The sequence below is a fragment of the Amycolatopsis sp. NPDC004368 genome (assembly GCF_053602515.1).
In genome coordinates this window covers 48,133-68,619 of record NZ_JBSGDT010000008.1, presented here as the reverse complement: position 1 = coordinate 68,619, position 20,487 = coordinate 48,133, and the positions used below count along the sequence as shown (strand labels likewise).

Here is a 20,487-nt window from a genome sequence, read left to right as displayed (position 1 = left end):
CATGCCGCGAAGTCGAAGGGGTTCGCCGACGAAGATAGGGCTCGGCCGTTCGGCGGCCATCGGGGGCCACCCCGGGGGTTCGGCACACCGGCATTAGGGATTTCGGCCCCTGCCCCGTTAGGGGGACTAGGGAATTTCCCGTTTCCGCGCCGATCGGCCGTGGTCAGCGCGGTGTGGCCGGTTTCGGCTGCTTCGGCTGTGCGGCGTGGATCCTGGCGGCTGCCGCGCAGACACGCGGTGCGCCGCGGAGTGATCGTCGAATAAACCACCCGTTGGTGTGACAACCGAGCCCGATTTCACGGCCGCCAGACATCGATGGCGAGCTCGCGCATCTGCTCACCGAACTTTCCGGAAGGGCTCGCGACGGCGAGAAGTGCCCGCAATCCGGCTTCGAAAGCGGTGCGCCGGGCGCCGGAGAGGTGCCGTGCGGAACTCGACAAGGAGAACACCGTGGCGACGACGTCGTCGATGTCGCGGACCACGGCCGGGCCGGGCACGGCGATCCGCTCGGGGCCGGTGAACCCGGCGGCCCGGTAGATCTCGCCCTCTCCCCCGGCCGTGCCTTCGGGGAGGACGCCGCGGCCCGCGCGCCGGGTCGAGCCGAGGTAGCGGCGGACGAGCTCGGCGATTTCGTCGTGGGGCGGGGCCGACCCGGCGGGCGCGCCGCGGTGGGTGGCGGCGTGCACGCGGACGCAGGCTCCGCCGTGTTCGAGCACGCCCCGCGGCGACGCGGGGCCGGTCGAGCCAGTGGAACGACTGCGCGAACGTGACGAGCAGGAACGTCCCCAGCCCGACCGGCAGCCGCTCGGCCCGCTCGCGCACCCACGAGGAGGCGGTGACCCCGGCTTCGGCGGCCAGCCGGGCGGCTTCGTCGAGCATGCCCTGGTCGGCGTCGAGGCCGACGGTTGCCGCGAAGTGGGAGGCCAGCAGCAGCGTGAGTGAACCCGGGCCGCAGCCGACGTCGAGCAGGCGGCCGGATCCGTCGAGGTGCAGTGTTTCGGCGAGGCGCCGCGCGAGCTCGGCGGGGTAGGCAACGCGGCCGCGGACGTAGTACGGCGCGCTTCCCGCGTACAGCGAGTCGTCCCATTCCCAGCCGGTCACGGTGGTTGAACCTAGGGATGTGGATCGGTGCCGGACAGGAAAATGTGTGAGCGCTTCGACTGTCATGGGTTTGTGGTGGATGCGCAGGCGGTGGATCGCCAGGCTCGGTTGAGGGTTGGTCCGGAATCAGGCATGGCCCCGGTTCGGGCGTGGTCCGGCTCAGGAATGGTCCGGCTCAGGAATGGTCCGGCTCCGCGATCGAACGCGCCCAGGTCTCGAACCATTCACGCGGCCGCAGACCGACCACGCTCCCACCGCCCGCGACCCAGGCGGGAGTGCCCTGCACGCCATGCTCGGCGGCGCGGAGGGCGGACCGACCCACGGCCCGGTCCGCCTCCCCCGATTCCCAGGCCGCGCGCACCGCCGAGGGGTCGCCGCCGGCTGCCTCGGCGAGTGAGAGGAGCAGCGAACGTGACTCGATGTCCCTGCCTTCGCCGAAGTACGCGTTGAACACCGAGGCGGCGAACCGCTCGGCGACGGCGGTGTCGTCGAGCGACGCGTACGCACCCAGCGCTGGCAGCGAGTACGCGATGCGGTCGGTCCAGGTGAGCGGCAGACCGGCGGCCTCGGCTTCGCGCGCGAGGAAGTCGTACGTCGGCCCGACCCGCGGCCCGACCGGGCTGCCGCCCGGGCCGATCTCGGGGTGGATCTGCAACGGATGTTCGAGAACCACCACACCGTGCTCGCGCAACACCCGGTTCCGGTCCTGAGCGACGTAGCAGAACGGGCACAGGAAATCGAACCAGTGCTCGACGGTCGGGGTGACGGTCATGGTGCTCTCCTCACGCCTGTTTCAATACATTATTGACATGTAACGAAACATCGAGGTTTGTACATTCCCGAACACGCCAAGCGCCGTGGTGACCGGAGGTTCACACCGGACCGCTAGGCCGGCTCCCCCTGGTGGGCCACGGCGGAGTCGTAGAACGTGGTGAACGACGCCACCGGCTCGCGGGTTGTGCGATGTCCACCAAGCCGGTGTGCGTCATCGGCATACCCGAGCGCGATTCCGCACACGACGAGGTGGTCGTCAGGGATCGTGAGGTGGCGGCGCAACACCGGGTGGTAATCGATGAACGAAGCTTGTGCGCAAGTGTGCAGGCCGGCGCCGCGGGCGGCGAGCATGAGGCCCTGGAGGAACAGGCCGGCGTCGACCAGGGCGCCGTGCAGCGGGGCCCGGCTCACGGTGAGCACGAGCCCCACCGGGGCGCCGAAGAAGTCGTAGTTGCGCCGGTGGTGGCCGCGGCGGCCGGCGGCGTCGTCGGGTGCGATGCCGAGCGTCTCGGAGTACAGGCCCTCACCGAAGCGGTGGCGGCGCGTGCGGAACGGCTCGGGCCAGGCGTCCGCCGCCGGCTGGTAAGGGAATTCACCGATGGCGCGACGGCCTTCGTCGTGTGCGCACAACAGGTCCGCCGTCAGCGCGCGTTTGGCGGCACCCGTGAGCACGTGGACCTGCCACGGCTGGCTGTTGGAATTGCTGGCCGAGGACGACGCCAGCGCGAGCAGCCGCTCGACCTCCGCGCGCGGCACGGGCGTCGGCAGGAACGCCCGGCAGCTGCGCCGCGTCGCCATCGCTTCCTCGATCGTGGACGCCGGGTTCATGGCGCGGGGCTCCCGGCTCAGGCCGCGGGCGGCTGGATGTCGTAGGAGATCCGCCCCGCGGGCAGGTAGAACAACGCGATCAGCGCGCCGCCCCTGACCTCCGGGTAGTGGTGGCTGCCGGGGCCAGGCGCCGTCCAGCCCTTGGAGCACCAGCCATTGGGCCCCATCAGCTGCGCGCCCTCGTCGAGCGGCACGACGAGGTTGAGCTCGCCGTACGGGTGCTGGTGGTACTGACCACGGAAGGGCTCGACGCTGTCCATGTACACAGCCGTGATGCTGAAGTAGTTGAGCACGTCCGCCGGGTCGGCGATGCGGCTGCGCCGGTACTTCCGGCCTTCGACCTCGATGTTCGCGGCCCAGCCGGCCTCGACGCCCTCGGTGATCATGCGGGCGAGGTCCCGGTAGAGCTCACTGTCCGGGCCGTAGCGGGTGTTGAGCCAGGTCTCCAGTTCCCCACCCGCTGTGCGGTTCTTGACCTCGTCGAGAAACGGGATGCTGCGGTCGATCAGCTGCTGGGGCGTGGTCATCGTCGACTCCGTTCGGTCCGCTGTGGTTCTTCGACCGTACGACCGCGTTCAATTACAGTCAAGAGCTGTAACGAAACATCCGTTACGGCGACCAGCCGTAATGCCCGGATGACAACACCGTCGTGTAACAGATCCGATATGCTCCGCGCGACGGCACTCTCGGCGAGGTGGAGCCATGGCACGGGCACGCGAAGCGGCAGCGGACGAGCACGTCGAGCCGGCCGGCACCGAAGACGGACCGCGGCCGGGTGGGCGCCCGCGCGACGCCGCCCTCGACGAGGCGATCATCCTCGCGACCCGCCGCCGGCTCGTGCTCGACGGCTATTCCCGCATGACGATCGGCGACATCGCCACCGACGCGAAAGTCAGCCGCCCCACGCTGTACCGGCGGTGGGCCACGAAGTTCGAGCTGGTCGTCGACGCGCTCGACTACGGGTTCCGCAAGCAGCGCGACATGTACGCGTTCGACCTCGGCGGGCTCGAGCCGCGCGAGGCGCTCACGGAGGCGGTGCGCCGGCTCGACCCGGCGTACTTCAACCCCGACGCCATGGTGCTCATGGCCAACTTCGCGGGCGAGGCGATCCGCACCCCCGAACTGCTCGACATCCTGCGCAAGCATTCGGTCGAGCCGCGCATCGAGCTCGTGGAGAGCGTGCTGACCCAGCTGCAGGACCGCGGGGCCGTGCGCGACGACATCGACAAGCACACCATCGCGACGATGTGCTTCGGCAGCTACTTCGCCGCGTTCTACCGCGGGGAAGCCACAACGGAGATCCCCGAGGCCGTCGTTTCCGTGCTCTGGCCGGCGCTGGAGAAGAAGCCCGCGCCGCGGCGGCGGGCGACCACGCGAACCCGGTGATGCGCGCGGCGCAATCGGCGCCATGCCGCCTCGATGGACGGCCGCGAAGCAGCTGCAGCTCGACCAGGCGTCCACTTCGGACAAAGACTGAGCGGACGCGTCAGACCCGGGCGATCAGCTTGATCTCCACGAGCTGCTCGGGGAAGGCGAGCCGCGGCGTGCCGACCAAGGTGCTGGCGACCTGCGGGTCTTCCCGTCCGTAGGCCGCCTTGCGCACGGGACCCGCCACGGCGAAGGCCGCGTCGATGTCGAGCACGTAGAGCACTTCCTCGACGACGTCGGCGAGCGTGGCACCGAAGCGGCCGAGCAGTTCGGCCGCGTTCACGTACGAGCGGCGCATCTGCTCTTCCATGGCCGAGAAGTCCGTGACGGCACCGTCGGCGTTCACGGACGCGGGCGCCACGAGCCGGTCGCCCTCGTGCGACAGCTGGCCGGACACGTAGATGGTGTCGCCGTGTTGCACGGCCTGGACGTAACCGTAGGCGCTCTCCCACGGCACCCCGAAGTTCTCCGTGGACCGCTCGGTCGGCTTGGTCATGAGTTTTCCCTTCCGGCACGTGATCAAGACCGAACACTACGAGCGCGCGCACCCGCCTCACCAGCCGGTTCGATGCCAGATTGGGCAAGGATCGTGCCACGGCGGGGTAGCCTGGCGGCAGGGTTTCAGATTTCGAGGAGAAGGCCGTGTCGCCTGCGCAGCTGGTCGTCGCGTTGCTCGCCGTGCCCCGGGTGATGGGGCTCGACTTCAGCATTCCCGCGCACATCCTCGGTGGGCAGTCCGGATACCGCGTGCTCGTGTGCGGTGCCGAGGCGACCACGGGGTCACCGCTGGGCATCACGCCCACGCACTCGCTGGCCGAGGTGCCGGACGCCGACATCGTGATCGTGCCCGGGTACGACGAACCGGAAGCACCGCTGGACGAGGACTTCCTCGACGCGATCCGGCTGGCCGCCGATCGGGGCGCGCGCGTGGTGGCGATCTGCACCGGCGCGTTCGCGCTCGCGGAGAGCGGCGTGCTCGACGGCCGCAACGCGACCACGCACTGGCGTTACCTCGCCGCGTTGCGCGCGCGGTACCCGTCGGTGCGGGTGCTCGAGAACCAGCTGTTCGTGGAGGACGGAAAAATCCTCACGTCCGCGGGTGCCGGCGCGGGCATCGACGCGTGCCTGCACCTCATCCGCGCCGATTTCGGCGAGGCGGCCGCCTACGCGGCGGGCAAGGAGATCGTCGCCTCCCCCGCCCGCGACGGCGCGCAGCCGCAGTACGTCGACGTGCTCACGGCGCCGCGCACGAACCTGTCGGACACGCGCAGCTGGGTCATGGCGCACATCGGCGACCCGATCACGGTCGGGCGCATGGCCGAGCGCGCCAACCTGCCACGCCGCACGTTCATCCGGCGCTTCGAGCTGGAGACCGGCATGTCGCCGATGCGCTGGGTCGTGAGCCACCGCATCCTCAGCGCGCGGCGGCTGCTGGAAACCTCCGACTGGCCGGTGGAACGCATCGCCTCGGCCACGGGTTTCGGCACGGCGGCGAACTTCCGCGTGATCTTCCGCCGCGAGGTGGGCACGACGCCGACGGGGTACCGGCGGCTGCACGGCTGAGCGGTTCGGGGGCAGGGAAGTCCGGGCGATTCTGTCGGTGGTGGGTGGCAGCATGTGCGCCATGTGGGGACGCAAGCGCAAGAACCCGGCCGCCGACGCTGTTGTTGCCGACGCCGTTGTTGCCGACGCCGTTGCCGACGACACTGTTACTGCCGACACGCTGGCCAACGCCGAGGACTTCGCGCGGACACTGGTACACGGTGGCTTCAGCACGCCCGAAGACGTGGCGGTCGGGATCACGGAGTACCTCGACCCGGGCGCGGTGTCGCTGGATCAGGCGCGGGCCATCGTCGACCGGCTGTGGCAGGAGCGGCTCGACGAGCAACGCACCTGGCCGGCGATCACGGATGCCGATCGGGTGCTGGCCGCGTTTTCGGCCCTGTCCGCGAGTGGCGTGGTCGCGCGGGCGGACTTCACGTGCTGCCAGAACTGCGGGCTGACGGAGATCGGCGCGGAAGCCGCTCCCGGGGATCGGGGGTTCGTGTTCTTCCACAGCCAGGACACGGCTCAGGTCGCAGAGGGTGGAGAGCTGATGCTGTCGTACGGGCCGCGTCGGGGACGGCGGAGGGGACGGCGCAGGGGACGGCGCAGGTGGGGCAGGCGGTGGTCGAGGCGTTGCGGGCGCAGGATCTTTCGGTGACGTGGGACGGGTCGCCGGATGAGCGGATCCGGGTGGAGGTGGACTGGCGGAAGCGGTTGGCGTGAACGGCGCAGATTCTGGCGTTCACGCTGGGCAAGGCGAGGGGGTCAGGTGATCGCTGGTCGCGCTCCGGCGGCTGGACCGAACACCGCGCGAGTCCACAACGGACTCACTCGTCGTCCGGCATCGGAACGCCCTCTCCGGTCACGAGCCACCCGTTCATGCCCAACGGCAAGTCGAGCTTGCTGATCGGCACATCTGCCCGGCGCTCCCCCGCGACGGCATGGGGTCGAGCCCCACGCGCCGCAGTGGTTCGAGCGCGGAGCCGGGCAGGAACGCCATGGAAGTCGGCGCGGTCGTCAGAGGACACCCGGAGCAGCCGGCGGTGGGCCCGGCGGCAGGGGCCCGTCCGGGTCGAGGGTGATGCCGCCGGCGCGCAGGGCGTCGTCGAGGATGTGCCAGGTCCAGCGGGCCAGGAGGGTGGCCAGGGCGGCCTGGTCGAGGCCGCGGGGGTTTTCGAGCCAGCGGGCGGTGCTGGATTCGACGAGGCCGACCAGGGCGAAGGCGATGGTCTCGGCCACGCGGGTGTCCATGGCGTACGCGGCGAGGTAGTGCTCGAACAGCACGGTCAGCTGGCGGGCGATGGCGGTCTTCACGTCGGCGACCACGTCGCGGGCGCCGGGGCGGCCGGAGAGCGAGTGGCGCGTCAGGTAGTGGTAGAGGTGGGCGTGGTCGGCCAGCCAGCGGGTGTGGGCGCCGATCGCGCCGCGGATCATCTGCATGGGGGTGCCGGGCGGGTCCCACAGTGGGGTGAACTCGGCGGTGATCAGTTCGCCCGCGCGGTCAGCGATGGCGCACTGCAAGTCGGTGGCGTCGGCGAAGTGCTTGTACAGGCGGGTGCGCGCGACGCCCGCTTCTTCGGCGATCTGCTCGGTGGACACGTCCGGGCCGTGCCGCGCGATGGCGCGCAGGCCGGCCTCCACGAACTCGCGGCGGCGGCGTTCCCGCTGGCCCGCCCAGCGCGCGGCCCGGCCGTCTGCCTTCTGGGGGGTGCGCGGGGAGGTCATCGGCGGGAAGTGTAGCGCTCGGCGAGTTGTCGGGTACACTTCTGTACCTGTTACTTTGGGTGCCCGTAGAGCACGCAATTGAACACGAAGAGTGTCCACACGACCTGGGGAAACGCGGTGGGGACTGGCGCGGTGAGCGATTCCGGGGACGACGAGCTGCCCGACCCGGTGCTGCTCGCGGCCGTGCGCGCCGGTGATCTTCGCGCGAGCGGGGCGCTCTTCCGCCGCCACGTCGAGCCGATGCGACGCACCGCCGCGCGCTGGCGCCACCAGCCGGCGGAGTGCGAAGACCTCGTCGCGGAGGCGTTCACCCGGGTGATCACCATCGTGCGAGCGGGCGGCGGGCCGCGTGAGGACGCCCGGCCGTACCTGATCGTCACGATGCGGAACCTCGCCGCGCGCTGGAGCCGGCACCACAACCGCGTGGACCTGTGCGAGACGGTGCCCGAGCCGGCCGGTGCGCGGTCGGTGGCCGAGGAAGAGGCGCTGCTGCGATCCGAGGTCGACCTGGTCTGGTCGGCCTACTGCACGTTGCCCGGCCGGTGGCGAACGGTCCTGTGGCGCACCACCGCGGAGGGGGATTCGACCGCGGAAGCCGCGCTGCTGCTGGGCGTCTCGCCGAACGGCGCCGCCGTGCTCGCCGGGCGGGCACGGGAGGGCCTGCGCCAGGCGTACCTGCAGGTGCAGGTGCCGCACGCGGAAGATCCGAACTGCGCCGAAGCGCGCCGCAACCTGGGTGCGTGGGTGCGCGGTGGGCTGTCGCGGCGGCGCTCGACTGTGATCGGCGGGCACGTCGCGACCTGCGCGCCGTGCCGGGTCGTGACGGCCGGGCTCACGGAGGTGAACGACGAACTTCCGGCCTGAGGGGAAGCAGGGGAACACCACGAGGAGGGGAACCGTGAACGAAGAACCACTGGTGCGCGGCCACCGCGTCACCTACCTGCCGGGCAAGCGCAAGCCCGGCCCGCAACGCCTGTGCCGGCGCGGCATCGTGACCGGCCCGCCCGTGCTCGACACCGACACCGACGTCACCTGGGTCCCCGTGCAGGCCGACGGCACGCACGACGCCCTGCCGGAGTGGGTCCGGTCCGACGCGATCATCGACGTGGTGGCGCCGAGATGACCCAGCCGGACACGCCGATCTTCGACACCCTGATCACCGAGACCGGGCTGGACTGGCCCGACGAGCCACCGGCCGACGAACCGTCCTGACGACAGTATCTTCTTGGTGCCCCGCAAGGAGATGCGTCCGGGAGGAACCACTGTGCAGATCGGTCTCGTCGCGCCGCCGGATCTCGACGTCACGCAGTTCGCCTCGTACGCGCAACGGGCCGAGCGCCTCGGGTTCGACGAGCTGTGGCTGGTCGAGGACTGCTTCTTCCGCGGGGGCATCGCGCAGGCGGCGGTGGCGCTGGCGCGAACCGAGCGGATCCGCGTCGGGATCGGGGTGTTGCCGGCAGCGGCACGCAATGTCGCGTTCGCCGGGATGGAGCTGGCGACGCTGGCGGGGATGTTTCCCGGACGGTTGAGTGTCGGCATCGGACACGGGATGCCGGGGTGGCTGCGGCAGGTCGGGGCGTGGCCGGCGAGTCCGTTGACGTTGCTGCGGGAGTACTTCACCACGGTGCGGGCGATCCTCGGTGGCGAGCGCGTGAGTTTCGACGGTGCCGCGGTGCGGCTGAGGGACGTGCAGCTGGAGAGCCCACCCAAAGTGGTGCCGCCGTTGTACGCCGGGGTGCGGGGGCCGAAATCGCTGGCGCTCGCGGCGGAGGTGGCGGACGGGACGATCCTGGCCGAGCCCGTGACACCGGAGTACTTGCGGGCGGTGCGGGAGATCGTGGGGGCTCGGCACGAGCTGGTGGCCTACAACGTCGGGGCGGTCGACGACTCCCCCGAGCGGGCGCGACGGTGGGCGCGGCGGGCGTTGAGCGCGATCGGCGAGCCGGATTGGGCGCCGCACCTCGTACCGTTGCCGTTCGCCGGGGAGCTCGCGCAGCTGCGTAAGGCGGCTGGGTCGCGAGAGGAATTCGCGGCCGCGTTGCCGGATGAGTGGGTGGACCGGCTGGCCCTGATCGGGAAGCCGGCTCGGGTGCGGGCCCGCCTGCGCGAGCTGGCGGAGGCCGGGGCCGGTCAGGTGGTGTTCATCCCGGCCGGTGCGGATCCGGTCAGTGCGGTGGAAGCGCTGGCGCGGGTACTGCGGTAGTTCGTATCGCTGACCGGAACGGAGAGGTCCCGAAAAAGCCTCGGAAACGGTAAAGTGAAGGCAAGCGTGGCATTCCGCCGCGTTCCTACCAGCGGAACATGACTCAGGATTTCGAGGATTACCAGTTTGAGCACCCAGGGTACCGCCGGGCGCAAGCCCGCAGCTTCGACTGACAACGCAGGCACGGAGGCTGCCGCGCGGGTCGCCGATGTGCTGTTGCTGTTCACGGGTGGGCCCCGGTATCTGGGGGTCAGTGCGATCAGCCGGGAGCTCGGGCTGGCCAAGGCCGTCGTGCACCGGATCCTGCAATCGCTGGTGTCCCGGGAGATGTTGGCGACGGATCCGGGGGTGGCCGGGTATCGGCTGGGGCCGGCGGCGGTGGCGTTGGGAGCGAGTGCGTTGCGTCGGTTCGACGCGCGGACGGTCGCCACACCGGTGTTGCGGCGGTTGAGGGATGAGACTGGGGAGACCACGACGCTTTCCGGGCTCGTCGGGGATGAGCGGGTTTATCTTGATCAGTTCGAGAGTCCTCGGGAGATCAAGATGACTGTCGAGATCGGACGTCGGTTTCCGTTGCACGCCGGGTCATCGGGAAAGGTGATCCTCGCGTTTTTGCCGGAGGATCGGCGGGAGGTCTTGTTGGGGAAGCAGTTGTCGGCTTTGACGGAGAAGACGATCACCCGCGCGGATGAGTTGAAGGTGGCCTTGGCGGAGACGGCTCGGGAGGGGGTGGCCGTGTCGTTGGGGGAACGGCAGCCTGGGGCCGGGTCGGTGGCGGCGCCGTTGTTCGGGCCGGATGGGGAGGTACATGGGGCGATCAGTGTTTGTGGGCCGGAGTATCGGTTCACTCCAGAGGTTGTGGGGAGATATCGGAGGTTGGTGCGGGAGGCTGCGGTGGAGATCAGGGGGAGTTGGGAGTGGTTGAGGGAGTCTGGTGGGGATGCTCGGTGAGTTCTTGTGTTCCTCGCAGGGCGTGTCGCGAGGGATTAGCACCCCGAAGCTGGAGTGTGTGAAGGCTTCGGATCGGGGTGCGGGGGTGGGTCTGGCTGTAGTTCCGGTGGTGAGCTCGCTTGGGTTGGTGAGTGGGAAAAGCCGACTTGGGTTGGTCTGCGGGGACAGAGTGCTTTGACGGGTGGGTCTTCCGCGGATGCGGAAGGCCCACCCGTTGTTGTCAGCGGCCGCGTTTGAGGTAGTGGCCGATGGGGGTGCCGGTGATTTTGCCGTCGGCGTAGACGTGGTGGCCGCGGACGAAGGTGTCGGTGACTTGGGCGGTCATGGGGAAGCCTTCGAACGGCGTGTATTCCTGGGTGGACTCCGAATCGGCGGCGTGGACGGTCCAGTCGACGTTCGGGTCGACCAGGGCGAGGTCGGCGTCGTAGCCTTCGGCGATGGTGCCCTTGGTGAGGAGGCCGTAGCGGCGGGCCGGGTTGGTGGAGGTCAGCTGGGCGATGCGCTGCAGGGAAAGGCCGCGTTTTGTGCCCTCGCCGACCAGGCCCGGGAGCAGGTACTCGGCGCCGCCGAAGCCGGATTTGGCGAGGAAGACGTCGTCGCGGTCGGAGCCGAATTTGAGTTCGTCGCGGCAGCAGGCGTGATCGGAGACGACCCAGTCGACTTCGCCGGCGAGGACGTGGCGCCAGAGCGCTTCGACGTCTTCGCGTTCGCGCAGCGGTGGGTTGACCTTGCCGCCGATGCCGGACGCGGTGTCGACGTCGGCGAGGAGGTGGCCGATGGTGACTTCGCGGCGGAAGTCGATGTGGGGGAAGGCCGAGGCCATCGTCAAGGCCGCCGAGAGTGCCTTTTCCGAAGACAGGTGCAGCAAGTTGATGTTCGGCAGGCCGGTCTCGTGCGCGAGGTACGACGCGATGGTGACGGCGAGCCCCTCGGAGTGCGGCGGCCGGGAAGCACTGTAGGCGCGCAGGCCCGAAAGGGAACCGTCCTGCTCGACCAGTTTCGTGTACGCGGTCATGATCTCGGCCGTCTCGCAGTGCAGCGAGAGTGACAGGTGCGGAGCGTACTCGGTGAGGATCTCGCGTGCGTTCTGCACACCGCGCATCACGAACTCGAAGTGCGCGATGTCGTAGCGCTCGTCGGGCGGGATCATGAGGAAGTCGCTCTGGCTGGTCGAGCGGCCGTGCAGGCCGTGGCTTCCGTAGAACATGAAGATCTTGAACGACGTGACGCCGTGTTCCTCGACGAGGTACGGGATCTCCGAGATGTGCGCGGAGCTCATCGGTGCGAGGTGGAACGCGTAGTCCACGTACGCGTTGCCCTGTGAAGCCAAGAGGACCTCGGGGAAGAAGTCGCGGTAGCTGCCGCCCTTGTTGAGGTAGTACTGGCCCGTGCGCATGTAGGTGAGCGACGTCGTCACGCCGCCCTGGGCGCTCGCGCGGCTTTCGGTGCGGGTGTCGGTGGCGAGTTCGTTGTAGATGCCCCAGTGCTGGTGCGCGTCGACGACGCCGGGGAACGCCAGCAGGCCGCGGCCGTCGACCACCCGGGCGGCGTCGTCCTCGGGCAGGTTCGGCGCCACCCGCGTGATCTTGCCGTCCGCGACGGCGATGTCCAGCAGCTCCGGCTGCGACCCCTCGGGGTCGTCGGGCCGGACGACCCGGACGTTCTTCACGAGCAGTTCCGTGGTTGCCATTCTTCTCCTCCGTGCGGTGCAACAACAATCAGTGGTGGCGGCGAGCGACGTCGGTCGCCGCCAAGTAGGCGAGGCCGAACGCGGGCAGCAGGCCGTTGCCCGGCAGATAACCCGCGGCGCCGTGGCCGGAGATGCTCGCGGCCGCGCCGCCGGCGGCGTACAGGCCGCGGATCACGTCACCCCGCGCGTCGAGCACAGCCGCGTTTTCGTCGACCAGCAAGCCACCCTGGGTGTGGAACAGGGCGGGCACGACGCGCACCGCGGCAAGCCGACCCGAGAGTGGGCGTTCCCAGTTGATCCGGCCGAACTCGTCGGCACGCTCACCGCGAGCGATCGCGCCGACGACAGAAATTTCGTCTGTGAGCGCCTCCGCCGGAAGACCCGTGACCCCGGCTAGGCCGGCCGCGTCGTCGGCCCACACCAGTGCGCCCGAGGCGACCGTGTCCCGGAAGTCCTGGAACGGCTGGCACTGCTCGAAAACGGTCTCGTCGAGCACGATCCAGCCAGTCGCGCCGGGACGGGCCGCCAGCTCCGCGGCGTACTCGGAGTAGCCGCGCGTCTCGTCGCCGAACCGGCGGCCGCCGAGGTCGACGAGGAACGCGCCGTGGATGATCGTCGCCCAGCCGACGAGGGTGCCCGCGTTGGCCGCGACCGCGCCGTGGCCCTGGTACGCGTCGAGGAAACCCGTGGCGGCACCGAGCTTTTCGCCGATGCGCAGCGCGTCGCCGAGCGACTGGTCGCTGCCCTGGTACAGTGCGCCCGAGATCTCGGGCAGGTGCTGGGCCACGAGGTCCTTGTCGGCGCCGAAACCGTTGGTGGCCAGCAGCACCGCGCGTGTCGGAATTTCTTCCTCGATCCCGTCCGGATAGCGCACCACGACCGCACGCACACCGTCCGGACCGGACAGCACCTCGATGAGCTTGCCGGGTACCAGAAGCTCGATGTTCTCGTGCTCGGTGACGCGGCGCGCGAGGTGGTCGATCACGCCAGAGCCGTGGCGGCCGGGGATCGAGTGGCAGCGCGTGACGGCGTGGCCGGGGTAGTTGAAGTCCGTGACCAGGTCGAGCGGCAGCCCGGCCGAATCGGCGAGCCACTCGACGAGCGGCGCGCTCACCTCCGCCAGCGTGCGGGCCAAGCGGGGATCGGCCTGGCCCTTCGTCTTGGCCATGATGTCGGCCACGAACTGCTCCGGAGAGTCCTCGACGCCCGCTTCCGCCTGCCAGCGCGAACCCGCGCCCGGGAACATGGCCGTGGACATCGACGTGTTGTTGCCCCGCCGGAAGTGCTCACTCGCCTCGACGACGAGCACGCTCAGCCCCAGCTCGGCCGCCCGCAGCGCACCCGCGAGCCCACCGCCGGCACCGGCGACGACGAGGTCCGGTCCGTCGCTCACCGCTGCGCCTCGACGGCCAGCAGCCGCATCGCCAGCTCCGTCGGGTCGACGACCCGCGCGGCCAGATCGGCCTGCTCGACGTCGACGGCCGAGCAGCCGTTGATCACCGCCGTCGCACCCAGGTCGGCGAGCTCCCGCACGGCCTCGCCCAGCGCGGCGTTCCACACCTCGGTCTCGGCGATCGCGGAGAACGGCAGGTCGAGCACGCGGATCCCGGCGAGGTACTCCCCCAGCCCGTAGGCGGAGATCCGGAGCGCGAACTCGTCCCGGATGGCCTCGTTGCGCACGACCGCACCGAACCGCACGCCCTTGCCGGCCAGGTGCGTCGCCGACAGCTTGAGGATGCCGTGCACCGGCAGAGCCGGCTCGGCGACGGCGTCGGGCACCGCCGGGTCCAGCACGCAGTCCGGGAACGCGAGGTCGAACCCGTCGGCCTCCTTCAGCACCGCGGCGACTTCCCGCTCGGACTCCCGCATCGACGCGGCGGTGTCCAAAGTGGCCGGTGCGGCCGGGCCGACGTTGCGCAGCTCGATCTCGAGGCCCGGCGGCGAGAGCCGGTCGTAGCGGTCCTGACGCCGGATGAGCTCTTCGGGCGGCAGGTGGATGGGCGTCACCGCGAGGGCACGCATCAGTTCAGCTCCTTCTCGTCGGTCCCGGCCAGTTCGCGCAGCGCCGCGCCGACGCGGGGCAGGCCGGGCAGGTCGTGGCCCAGGGCCGCGGCCCGGTCCACGAGTGCGGGCTGCCGCGGCAGCCACGTGTTGAGCAGGCCGAGCACGTCCGGCTCGGTCAGCGGGTGGTGGTCGGCGTCGCCGACCGGGTTGGGCACCTCGCTCGTGAGCGTGGCGCCGTCGTCGAAGGAAACCTGCACGCGGGTCGCACGCTCGTCGGGCAGGCGCGCGGTGAGGTCGGGGGCTTCCACCAGCCGCACGCGCCGGGCCAGCGCGCGCACGGCGGGCTCGTCGACGGGCGAACCCGGCCCGACCTCGCCGGTCAGCGCGGCCGTCGCCACCACGAACGGCGTGGAGAACATTGCCGAGAGCCGGTTGGACCAGTCCACTCCGGACAGTCCGGCGCCCAGCACATGGCTCTCCACAACGATCTTCGTAATGTCCTCGGACCGGAACTCCGGCAGACCTCGCAGCTGGAGCACGGCGTCGGCCGCCGGGTGGGTGAACGAGCACGACGCGTGGCGCTTGAAGTAGCCCCGGGTGATGTCCCACCTCGTGCCGAGGTCAGTGGTCAGCTCGGCCGGGTCGAACGAGCCGAGCACCGTGCCCAGCGACAGCGCGGCCGTGCCGGTCGTCCGCGCAAGACCCGCCGACGCCATCCGCACGGCGGCGAGCCCCGACATCGCCGAAGCACCCAGCCATGCGTTGCGCACCGGGTTGCCCTGCGTGGCCGAGTCGAAGTGCCCGGCGATCGCCATACCGGCCGCGGTGTCGATGGCCGCCGCGGCCGCGCCGGGCGCGAGGCCCAGCAGCCGCGCGCACCCGGCCGCGGCGCCGGGCACACCCCAGCTGCCGTGCGGGTGCGCGCCTGGCCGCAACGAGGTCGCGCGGCCGAAGCGCGACGCCACCTCGTACGCGGCCAGCAGTGCCGCGGCGGTGTCGGCGCCCGTGCTGTCCAGCTCGGCGGCCAGCGCGAGCACCGCGGGGAACCCGTGGGCCGCGGGGTGGCCCTTGGCGTACTTGTTCCCCTCGTCGAGTTCGAGCGAGACGAGCGCCATCGCGTTGAGCCACGCGGCGGCGTCCGTCGTGACCAGCCGCCCGGCTCCGATCAACGGCGCCGCCCCGGCGGGCGCCCGCCACGCGGTGACGAGCGCCCGCTGTTCGGGCAGGCGAGCCCCGACCGCCGTGACTCCGACGACGTCGAGCAGCACGAGGGCGAGCCGGTCGAGGACGGCGGCCGGCACGGACGCGACGTCCACTTCGGACACCCATGCGCCGAGCGCCGCGGTGGCTGTGGCGGATTCGGCGGCCTGTTCGGTACTCACAGTCCCAAGTACGCCTTCCTGACACGGTTGTCGTTCGCGAGCTCCGTGCCCGTTCCGCTCAGCACGCTCGACCCGCTCTCCAGAACGTACGCCCGGTCGGCGATGGCCAGCGCCTGCTTGGCGTTCTGCTCCACCAGCAGCACCGCCACGCCGGCGTCGCGGATCCGTTGCACCGCCTCCAGCATCGTCCACGTGAGCTTCGGCGACAGCCCGGTCGACGGTTCGTCGAGCATCAGCAGCCGCGGCCCGGCCATCAGCGCCCGCGCGATCGCGAGCATCTGCTGCTGCCCGCCGCTGAACGTCTGCGCGACCGTCGACCGGCGCTCGGCGAGCACCGGGAACAGGTCGTAGACCTCCTTCAGCGACTGCGCGGCCTGCGCCGCGGTGCGGGTCCACGCGCCCATGCGGAGGTTCTCCTCCACGGTGAGCGTGCCGAACAGCGCGCGGTCCTCGGGCACGTGCACGAGACCGTCGCGCACGAGCTGGTCGGGCCGCCGGCCCGCGGTCGGCGAACCGTCGAGCGTGATGGTGCCCGACATCGGTTTCAGCTGGCCGCAGATGCTGCGCAGGGTGGTCGTCTTGCCGGCGCCGTTGGCCCCGACGAGCGCCACGATCTCGCCTTGCCGCAACTCCAGGTCCACGTCGTGCAGGATGCGCATGCGCCCGTAACCGGCGCAGACCTTGTCAAGCTTCAGCACGGGTCGGCTCCTCCCCGAGGTAGGCGTCGATCACCCGGGGGTCGCTGGTGACCTCTTCGGGCGAGCCGACGGCGAGCACGCGGCCCTGGTCGAGCACGAGCACACGATCGGCCAGGCGCATCACCGCGGCCATGATGTGCTCGATGAACACCAGCGTCACGCCTTCCTGCTCGCGCAGCGTGGCGAGCAGGTCGAGCACGGGCTCACGCTCGGCCGGCACGAGCCCGGCGAGGACCTCGTCGAGCAGCAGCACCTTCGGCCGCATCGCGAGCGTGCGGGCCAGCTCCAGACGCTTGAGGCCCGCGGTGGGCAGGTCCGGCGCCGGACGGTGCGCCCACGGCCCGAGCCCCACGCGCTCGACGACGTCGAGCGCGTGTTTGCGCAGGTCCTTCGCCGCGAAGCGGTGGTGCTGGGCGGCGAGGCTCACGTTCTCCAGCACGGTCATGCTCGAGAACGGCCGCATCAGCTGAAACGTGCGCACCATGCCGGCCCTCGCGATGCGGTCCGGCGAGCTGCCCGTCACGTCGGCGCCTTCGAGGTGCACGCGGCCGGTGTCGGGCCGCAGCGCGCCCGACACCACGTTGAACAGCGTGGTCTTGCCCGCGCCGTTGGGCCCGATGATGCCGAGGATCTCCCCCTCCGCCACCTCGAAGTCCACATCGGACAGTGCGTGCAAGCCGCGGAAGGACTTGCCGACACCCTCGACCTGAACCAGGTTCATCGCCGCCACCTCGCAGCCAGCGTTCCGACGATGCCCTTCGGCAGCAGTCGCACGATGAGGATCAGCAGCACGGCGTACAGCACGACGTCGAGGCCGCTGCGGCCCTGCAGGAACCCGAGGAACCCGGGCGGGGTGCGCAGCAGCGTCGCGGTGACGTCGGTGAGCGAGCCGACGATGATCGCGCCCACCACCGGACCCCAGATCGTGCCGATGCCGCCGATGACCACGGGCACGATCGCCTGGATCGAGATCGCGGAACCGAACCCGAGATCGGGGTTCACGAACAGGTAGTACTGCGTGTAAAACGCACCGGCCACGGCGGTGATCGCGGCCGAGAGCGCCACGGTCATCAGCTTGTGCCGCATCACGGGCGCACCGAGCGACGAAGCCGCCAGCTCGTCGTCGCGGATCGCGGTGACGTAGCGGCCGGCGCGCGAGTGCAGGAACCCGATGCTCACGGCGACCGCGGCCCCGGCCAGCACGAGCGCCACCCAGAAGTACGCGGGTGAGTCGGCCGGGAACTGGATCTTCCACAGCGACGAGCCCTGGATCAGCGGCACGCTGAAGCCCACCGACTTGTTGGCGAACGCGCTGCTCGTGACGATCAGCCGCAGCATCTCCGCGAACGCGAAGGTCGCCAGCGCGAAATACGCGCCCTGCAGCTTGTAGCGGAACGAGAAGTACCCGATCAGCACGGCGACCGCGGCGGCCACCGCCATCCCGGCCAGCATCCCGATCCACGGCGACACGTTCTGCTTCACCAGCAGGTACGCGCTGGTGTAGGCGCCGAGCCCGAAGTACGCGGCGTGGCCGAAGCTGAACATCCCGCCGAAGCCGCTCATGATGTTCCAGCCCACGGCCATGAGCAGGAAGATCAGGATGCGCACGGCCACGGCGCCCTGCGCCGCCGGCAGGATCAGCGGCAGCGGGATCGCGATGAGCACGAGCAGCGCGAGGATCGCGTACTGCCGGTTCTGCGGACGCAGCGGGGGCGCCTTGACGGTCTCTTTCGACGCCGGCGGCGCAATGGTGATGGCAGTCATGCTCGCCTCCCGAACAGGCCCTGCGGACGGAGGAACAGCACGAGCACGAACACCACGAACACGCCGAGCAGCGAGCTCTGGCCACCGAGGTAGATCGTGGTGAGCTGCTCGACGAGCCCGATCAGCAGGCCGCCGACGAGCGCGCCCACGACGTTGCCCATCCCGCCGAGCACCACCACCACGAACGCGGTGATGTTGAACTGCTCGCCCAGCGTCGGGGTCACAGTCACGAGCGGTCCCGCCAGCGCCGCGGCGGCGCCGGCGCAGGCCGTGCCGATCGCGAAGGTGACGGTGTGGATGCGCTTCACGTTGATGCCGACGAGTTCCGCACCCGGGCCGTGGGCCGCGACCGCGCGGATCGCCGTGCCCAGGCGGGTGCGGCGCAACAGCCAGAACAGCACGGCACCGAGCAGGATCGCACCGAGGAACGCGTACAGCCGCGAACCCGCGATGACCGCGCCCAGCACCGACAGCTGGAAGTCGCCCGGCAGCGAGATGCTCTTGGGTTCGGCGCCGAAGAACATCAGCAGCAGGTTTTCCAGCAGCAGTGAGAGACCGAGCGTGATGAGCAGCTGGTTCTCCAGCGTCTTGCTCGCGGACCCCGAGAGCAGGCCGCGGTGCACGGCGGCGCCGATGAGGAACAACGCGGGCACCGCCACGATCAGCGTGAGGTACGGGTGCATGCCCGTGCCCTGGATCATGCCGAAGGAGATGAACATCGCGACGGCCAGCAGTGCACCGTGGGCGAAGTTCACGATGTCGAGCACGCCGAAGATCAGCGTCAGCCCCATCGCGATCAGGCCGTAGAGCCCGCCGGTGAGGATGCCGGTGACCACCGACTGCCACACCACCAGGCCGCTGCCCGACTGCAGGAGCGCGACGACGATCGCGATCACGAGCACCACGGCCACCACGCCGGCACGGCCGAGGAAAGCCTTGCGCTGCTGAGCTCTGGTGTCGTCCGGAGGGGAGAATTCGGGGGCGAGTGCCGCCCCGGGGGAGAGTTCGCTCATGGCCGCCAGTTCACCGTGTAGTCGGGCCGGGATTCGGCTTTGTCCGGGGGGAAGACCTGCTTGACCTGACCGTCCTGAACCTGCATCAGGACGGGGAACGCATTGCGGTTGTCGCCGTTGGCGGCGAAGGAGATCGGCCCGTGGCCCACGGTCAGTGGCGCGACTTGCGACGCGGCGATCGCGTCGCGGACCTTCTCCGGATCGGTGCTCGCGGCCTTCTCGACCGCTTGTGCGATCACGTCGACCGCGTCGTAGGACAGCACTGCGCCGGTGCGCATCGGGTCTCCGAACTGGCGCTGGTACTGGGCACGCAACGCGACGGTCTTTGCGTTGGTGGCGTCGTAGTGGTAGTTGGCGCTGAAGTAGAGCGCGCCGAGCTTGCCGGCGTCGGTCACGAACTTCGGCTGGTCGAAGGCGCCGTCGGAGACACCCCACACCGCGTTGAGCGCGGGTTTCACCGAGTCGATGGCCTTCGCGGCCAGCAAGCTGTCGCGGTAGTAGCCCGCGATGGCCAGCACGTCGGCACCCGAGGCCTTGACCTGCGTGATCTGGGCCGTGAGGTCGCTGACGGTGGTGGCGTCGTAGCTGATGTTCGGCCCGACGGCCATGCCGAGCTGCTGCGCCGCGGCGTTGAACGCGTCGGCCGCGCCGCTGCCGAAATCGCTCTGCTCGTGCAGGAACGCCACCTTGTGCACCGGTTTCCCGGCCTGCTCCGAAACCTCCTTGAGGTACTGGGCGGCAGCGGTGGCGATCGCCTTGCTACCGGGCTGCACGCGGAACGAGTACCGGTAGCCGTGGCCGAAGATCGCGTCCGAAGCGGTCACGTCCATGACGAACGGGACCCGGTTGCGTTCCGCGACGACGGCGACGTTGGTGCTCACCGCGCTCTGGTAGGTGCCGACGAGGCTCACGGCACCGGCGGAGATCAGCCGCTGGGCCTCGCTCTGGCCGATGTCGGCCTTGCCCTGCGTGTCTCCCGTGATCAGCTCGACCTTGCGGCCGCCGAGCGACTTGATGCCGCCGGCCGCGTTGATCGCGTCGACCGCCATCTGCGCGCCGCGGCGCATCTGCAGCCCATCGGCCGCGTTCGATCCGCTGACCGGGTGCAGGGCCCCGATCTTCACCGGGCCCTCGTCCCGGCCCGCGGCCGCGCCACCGGCCCCGGCCGGGGCCGAACCTCCGCACCCGGCCGCCGCGAACAGGGCGCACGCGCTGAGCACGGCGGTGAGCTTTCGCGCGGACATGTCACCTCTTCCCAATGGAAGCCTCTTCCCGCTGACAGCTTCGGCGTTCCGCTAGAAGAAACACCGGGATTGTTGCCGGACATCGTGACACCGGCCTCCACGTCAGGTCAATATCTGCGCATAGCTTGACGGAACGT

General features: G+C 70.2%; 23 protein-coding genes and 1 pseudogene. 8 read left to right on the top strand and 16 right to left on the bottom strand.

The window, feature by feature from the left end:
- Positions 1-296 precede the first annotated feature (296 nt).
- The 5 genes and pseudogenes from ACWEOE_RS14385 to ACWEOE_RS14365 form a co-directional block, all read right to left on the bottom strand.
- Positions 297-686: a hypothetical protein gene (locus ACWEOE_RS14385; RefSeq protein WP_452008838.1), complete on the bottom strand. Its 390-nt coding sequence runs from the start codon at positions 684-686 to the stop codon at positions 297-299.
- Between the two features lie 55 nt (positions 687-741).
- A pseudogene (locus ACWEOE_RS14380) lies at positions 742-1,167 on the bottom strand (class I SAM-dependent methyltransferase); the annotation flags it as partial.
- A 109-nt stretch (positions 1,168-1,276) separates the two neighbouring features.
- Positions 1,277-1,873, bottom strand: a complete 597-nt coding sequence (locus tag ACWEOE_RS14375; RefSeq protein ID WP_452008398.1) for a DsbA family oxidoreductase — start codon at positions 1,871-1,873, stop codon at positions 1,277-1,279.
- A gap of 113 nt (positions 1,874-1,986) precedes the next feature.
- A complete protein-coding gene (locus ACWEOE_RS14370) occupies positions 1,987-2,703 on the bottom strand; it encodes a nitroreductase (RefSeq protein ID WP_452008396.1) in 717 nt (238 codons plus the stop codon).
- A 17-nt stretch (positions 2,704-2,720) separates the two neighbouring features.
- Complete coding sequence (locus tag ACWEOE_RS14365; protein WP_452008394.1) at positions 2,721-3,230, bottom strand: DUF4863 family protein; 510 nt, start codon at positions 3,228-3,230, stop codon at positions 2,721-2,723.
- Positions 3,231-3,405: 175 nt separating this feature from the next.
- On the opposite strand from ACWEOE_RS14365, the gene ACWEOE_RS14360 reads away from it, so the two are divergent.
- Positions 3,406-4,089 (top strand): TetR/AcrR family transcriptional regulator, encoded by a 684-nt coding sequence (locus tag ACWEOE_RS14360; protein ID WP_452008391.1) that lies wholly within the window; start codon positions 3,406-3,408, stop codon positions 4,087-4,089.
- A gap of 100 nt (positions 4,090-4,189) precedes the next feature.
- Here the strand turns inward: ACWEOE_RS14360 and ACWEOE_RS14355 are convergent, their stop codons facing one another.
- On the bottom strand, positions 4,190-4,627 hold the full coding sequence (locus tag ACWEOE_RS14355) for a Rid family hydrolase (RefSeq protein WP_452008389.1): 438 nt from the start codon (positions 4,625-4,627) through the stop codon (positions 4,190-4,192).
- Positions 4,628-4,773: 146 nt separating this feature from the next.
- On the opposite strand from ACWEOE_RS14355, the gene ACWEOE_RS14350 reads away from it, so the two are divergent.
- The 3 genes from ACWEOE_RS14350 (at position 4,774) to ACWEOE_RS14340 (ending at position 6,399) form a co-directional block, all read left to right on the top strand.
- A complete protein-coding gene (locus ACWEOE_RS14350) occupies positions 4,774-5,694 on the top strand; it encodes a GlxA family transcriptional regulator (protein WP_452008387.1) in 921 nt (306 codons plus the stop codon).
- Between the two features lie 61 nt (positions 5,695-5,755).
- Positions 5,756-6,334, top strand: a complete 579-nt coding sequence (locus ACWEOE_RS14345; RefSeq protein WP_452008385.1) for a DUF6891 domain-containing protein — start codon at positions 5,756-5,758, stop codon at positions 6,332-6,334.
- Complete coding sequence (locus ACWEOE_RS14340) at positions 6,286-6,399, top strand: DUF6891 domain-containing protein (protein WP_452008383.1); 114 nt, start codon at positions 6,286-6,288, stop codon at positions 6,397-6,399. Before ACWEOE_RS14345 ends, ACWEOE_RS14340 begins: the two co-directional genes overlap by 49 nt.
- A 294-nt stretch (positions 6,400-6,693) precedes the next feature.
- Here the strand turns inward: ACWEOE_RS14340 and ACWEOE_RS14335 are convergent, their stop codons facing one another.
- The gene (locus ACWEOE_RS14335; protein ID WP_452008380.1) at positions 6,694-7,401 is read right to left on the bottom strand and encodes a TetR/AcrR family transcriptional regulator; all 708 of its coding nucleotides are present in this window, start codon (positions 7,399-7,401) and stop codon (positions 6,694-6,696) included.
- Positions 7,402-7,533: 132 nt separating this feature from the next.
- Between ACWEOE_RS14335 and ACWEOE_RS14330 the strand changes: the two genes are divergently transcribed.
- From ACWEOE_RS14330 to ACWEOE_RS14315, 4 genes are all read left to right on the top strand, one after another.
- Positions 7,534-8,265 carry a sigma-70 family RNA polymerase sigma factor gene (locus ACWEOE_RS14330; RefSeq protein WP_452008378.1) on the top strand — a complete coding sequence of 244 codons (732 nt, stop codon included), beginning with the start codon at positions 7,534-7,536 and terminating at the stop codon, positions 8,263-8,265.
- A gap of 34 nt (positions 8,266-8,299) precedes the next feature.
- On the top strand, positions 8,300-8,524 hold the full coding sequence (locus ACWEOE_RS14325) for a hypothetical protein (RefSeq protein WP_452008375.1): 225 nt from the start codon (positions 8,300-8,302) through the stop codon (positions 8,522-8,524).
- Positions 8,525-8,665: 141 nt separating this feature from the next.
- The gene (locus tag ACWEOE_RS14320) at positions 8,666-9,604 is read left to right on the top strand and encodes an LLM class flavin-dependent oxidoreductase (RefSeq protein ID WP_452008373.1); all 939 of its coding nucleotides are present in this window, start codon (positions 8,666-8,668) and stop codon (positions 9,602-9,604) included.
- 126 nt (positions 9,605-9,730) lie between these two features.
- The gene (locus ACWEOE_RS14315) at positions 9,731-10,555 is read left to right on the top strand and encodes an IclR family transcriptional regulator (RefSeq protein ID WP_452008371.1); all 825 of its coding nucleotides are present in this window, start codon (positions 9,731-9,733) and stop codon (positions 10,553-10,555) included.
- Between the two features lie 220 nt (positions 10,556-10,775).
- Here the strand turns inward: ACWEOE_RS14315 and ACWEOE_RS14310 are convergent, their stop codons facing one another.
- Genes ACWEOE_RS14310 through ACWEOE_RS14270 form a run of 9 tightly spaced genes read right to left on the bottom strand, consistent with a single transcriptional unit; the run spans position 10,776 to position 20,350 of the window.
- Positions 10,776-12,245, bottom strand: coding sequence for a dihydroorotase (locus tag ACWEOE_RS14310; RefSeq protein ID WP_452008368.1), 1,470 nt, complete (start codon positions 12,243-12,245; stop codon positions 10,776-10,778).
- 28 nt (positions 12,246-12,273) lie between these two features.
- Positions 12,274-13,638, bottom strand: a complete 1,365-nt coding sequence (locus tag ACWEOE_RS14305; protein WP_452008366.1) for an FAD-dependent oxidoreductase — start codon at positions 13,636-13,638, stop codon at positions 12,274-12,276.
- Positions 13,635-14,267 (bottom strand): aspartate/glutamate racemase family protein, encoded by a 633-nt coding sequence (locus tag ACWEOE_RS14300; protein WP_452008363.1) that lies wholly within the window; start codon positions 14,265-14,267, stop codon positions 13,635-13,637. The genes ACWEOE_RS14305 and ACWEOE_RS14300 overlap by 4 nt, the downstream gene beginning before the upstream one ends.
- On the bottom strand, positions 14,267-15,631 hold the full coding sequence (locus tag ACWEOE_RS14295) for an MmgE/PrpD family protein (protein ID WP_452008360.1): 1,365 nt from the start codon (positions 15,629-15,631) through the stop codon (positions 14,267-14,269). The genes ACWEOE_RS14300 and ACWEOE_RS14295 overlap by 1 nt, the downstream gene beginning before the upstream one ends.
- Positions 15,628-16,329: an ABC transporter ATP-binding protein gene (locus tag ACWEOE_RS14290; RefSeq protein WP_452008358.1), complete on the bottom strand. Its 702-nt coding sequence runs from the start codon at positions 16,327-16,329 to the stop codon at positions 15,628-15,630. Before ACWEOE_RS14290 ends, ACWEOE_RS14295 begins: the two co-directional genes overlap by 4 nt.
- Entirely contained in the window at positions 16,316-17,050 is a 735-nt protein-coding gene (locus ACWEOE_RS14285; protein ID WP_452008355.1) for an ABC transporter ATP-binding protein, read from the bottom strand. The genes ACWEOE_RS14290 and ACWEOE_RS14285 overlap by 14 nt, the downstream gene beginning before the upstream one ends.
- Positions 17,047-18,093, bottom strand: a complete 1,047-nt coding sequence (locus ACWEOE_RS14280; protein ID WP_452008353.1) for a branched-chain amino acid ABC transporter permease — start codon at positions 18,091-18,093, stop codon at positions 17,047-17,049. The genes ACWEOE_RS14285 and ACWEOE_RS14280 overlap by 4 nt, the downstream gene beginning before the upstream one ends.
- A complete protein-coding gene (locus ACWEOE_RS14275) occupies positions 18,090-19,106 on the bottom strand; it encodes a branched-chain amino acid ABC transporter permease (RefSeq protein WP_452008350.1) in 1,017 nt (338 codons plus the stop codon). The genes ACWEOE_RS14280 and ACWEOE_RS14275 overlap by 4 nt, the downstream gene beginning before the upstream one ends.
- Positions 19,103-20,350 carry an ABC transporter substrate-binding protein gene (locus ACWEOE_RS14270; protein ID WP_452008348.1) on the bottom strand — a complete coding sequence of 416 codons (1,248 nt, stop codon included), beginning with the start codon at positions 20,348-20,350 and terminating at the stop codon, positions 19,103-19,105. The genes ACWEOE_RS14275 and ACWEOE_RS14270 overlap by 4 nt, the downstream gene beginning before the upstream one ends.
- Between the last annotated feature and the right edge of the window lie 137 nt (positions 20,351-20,487).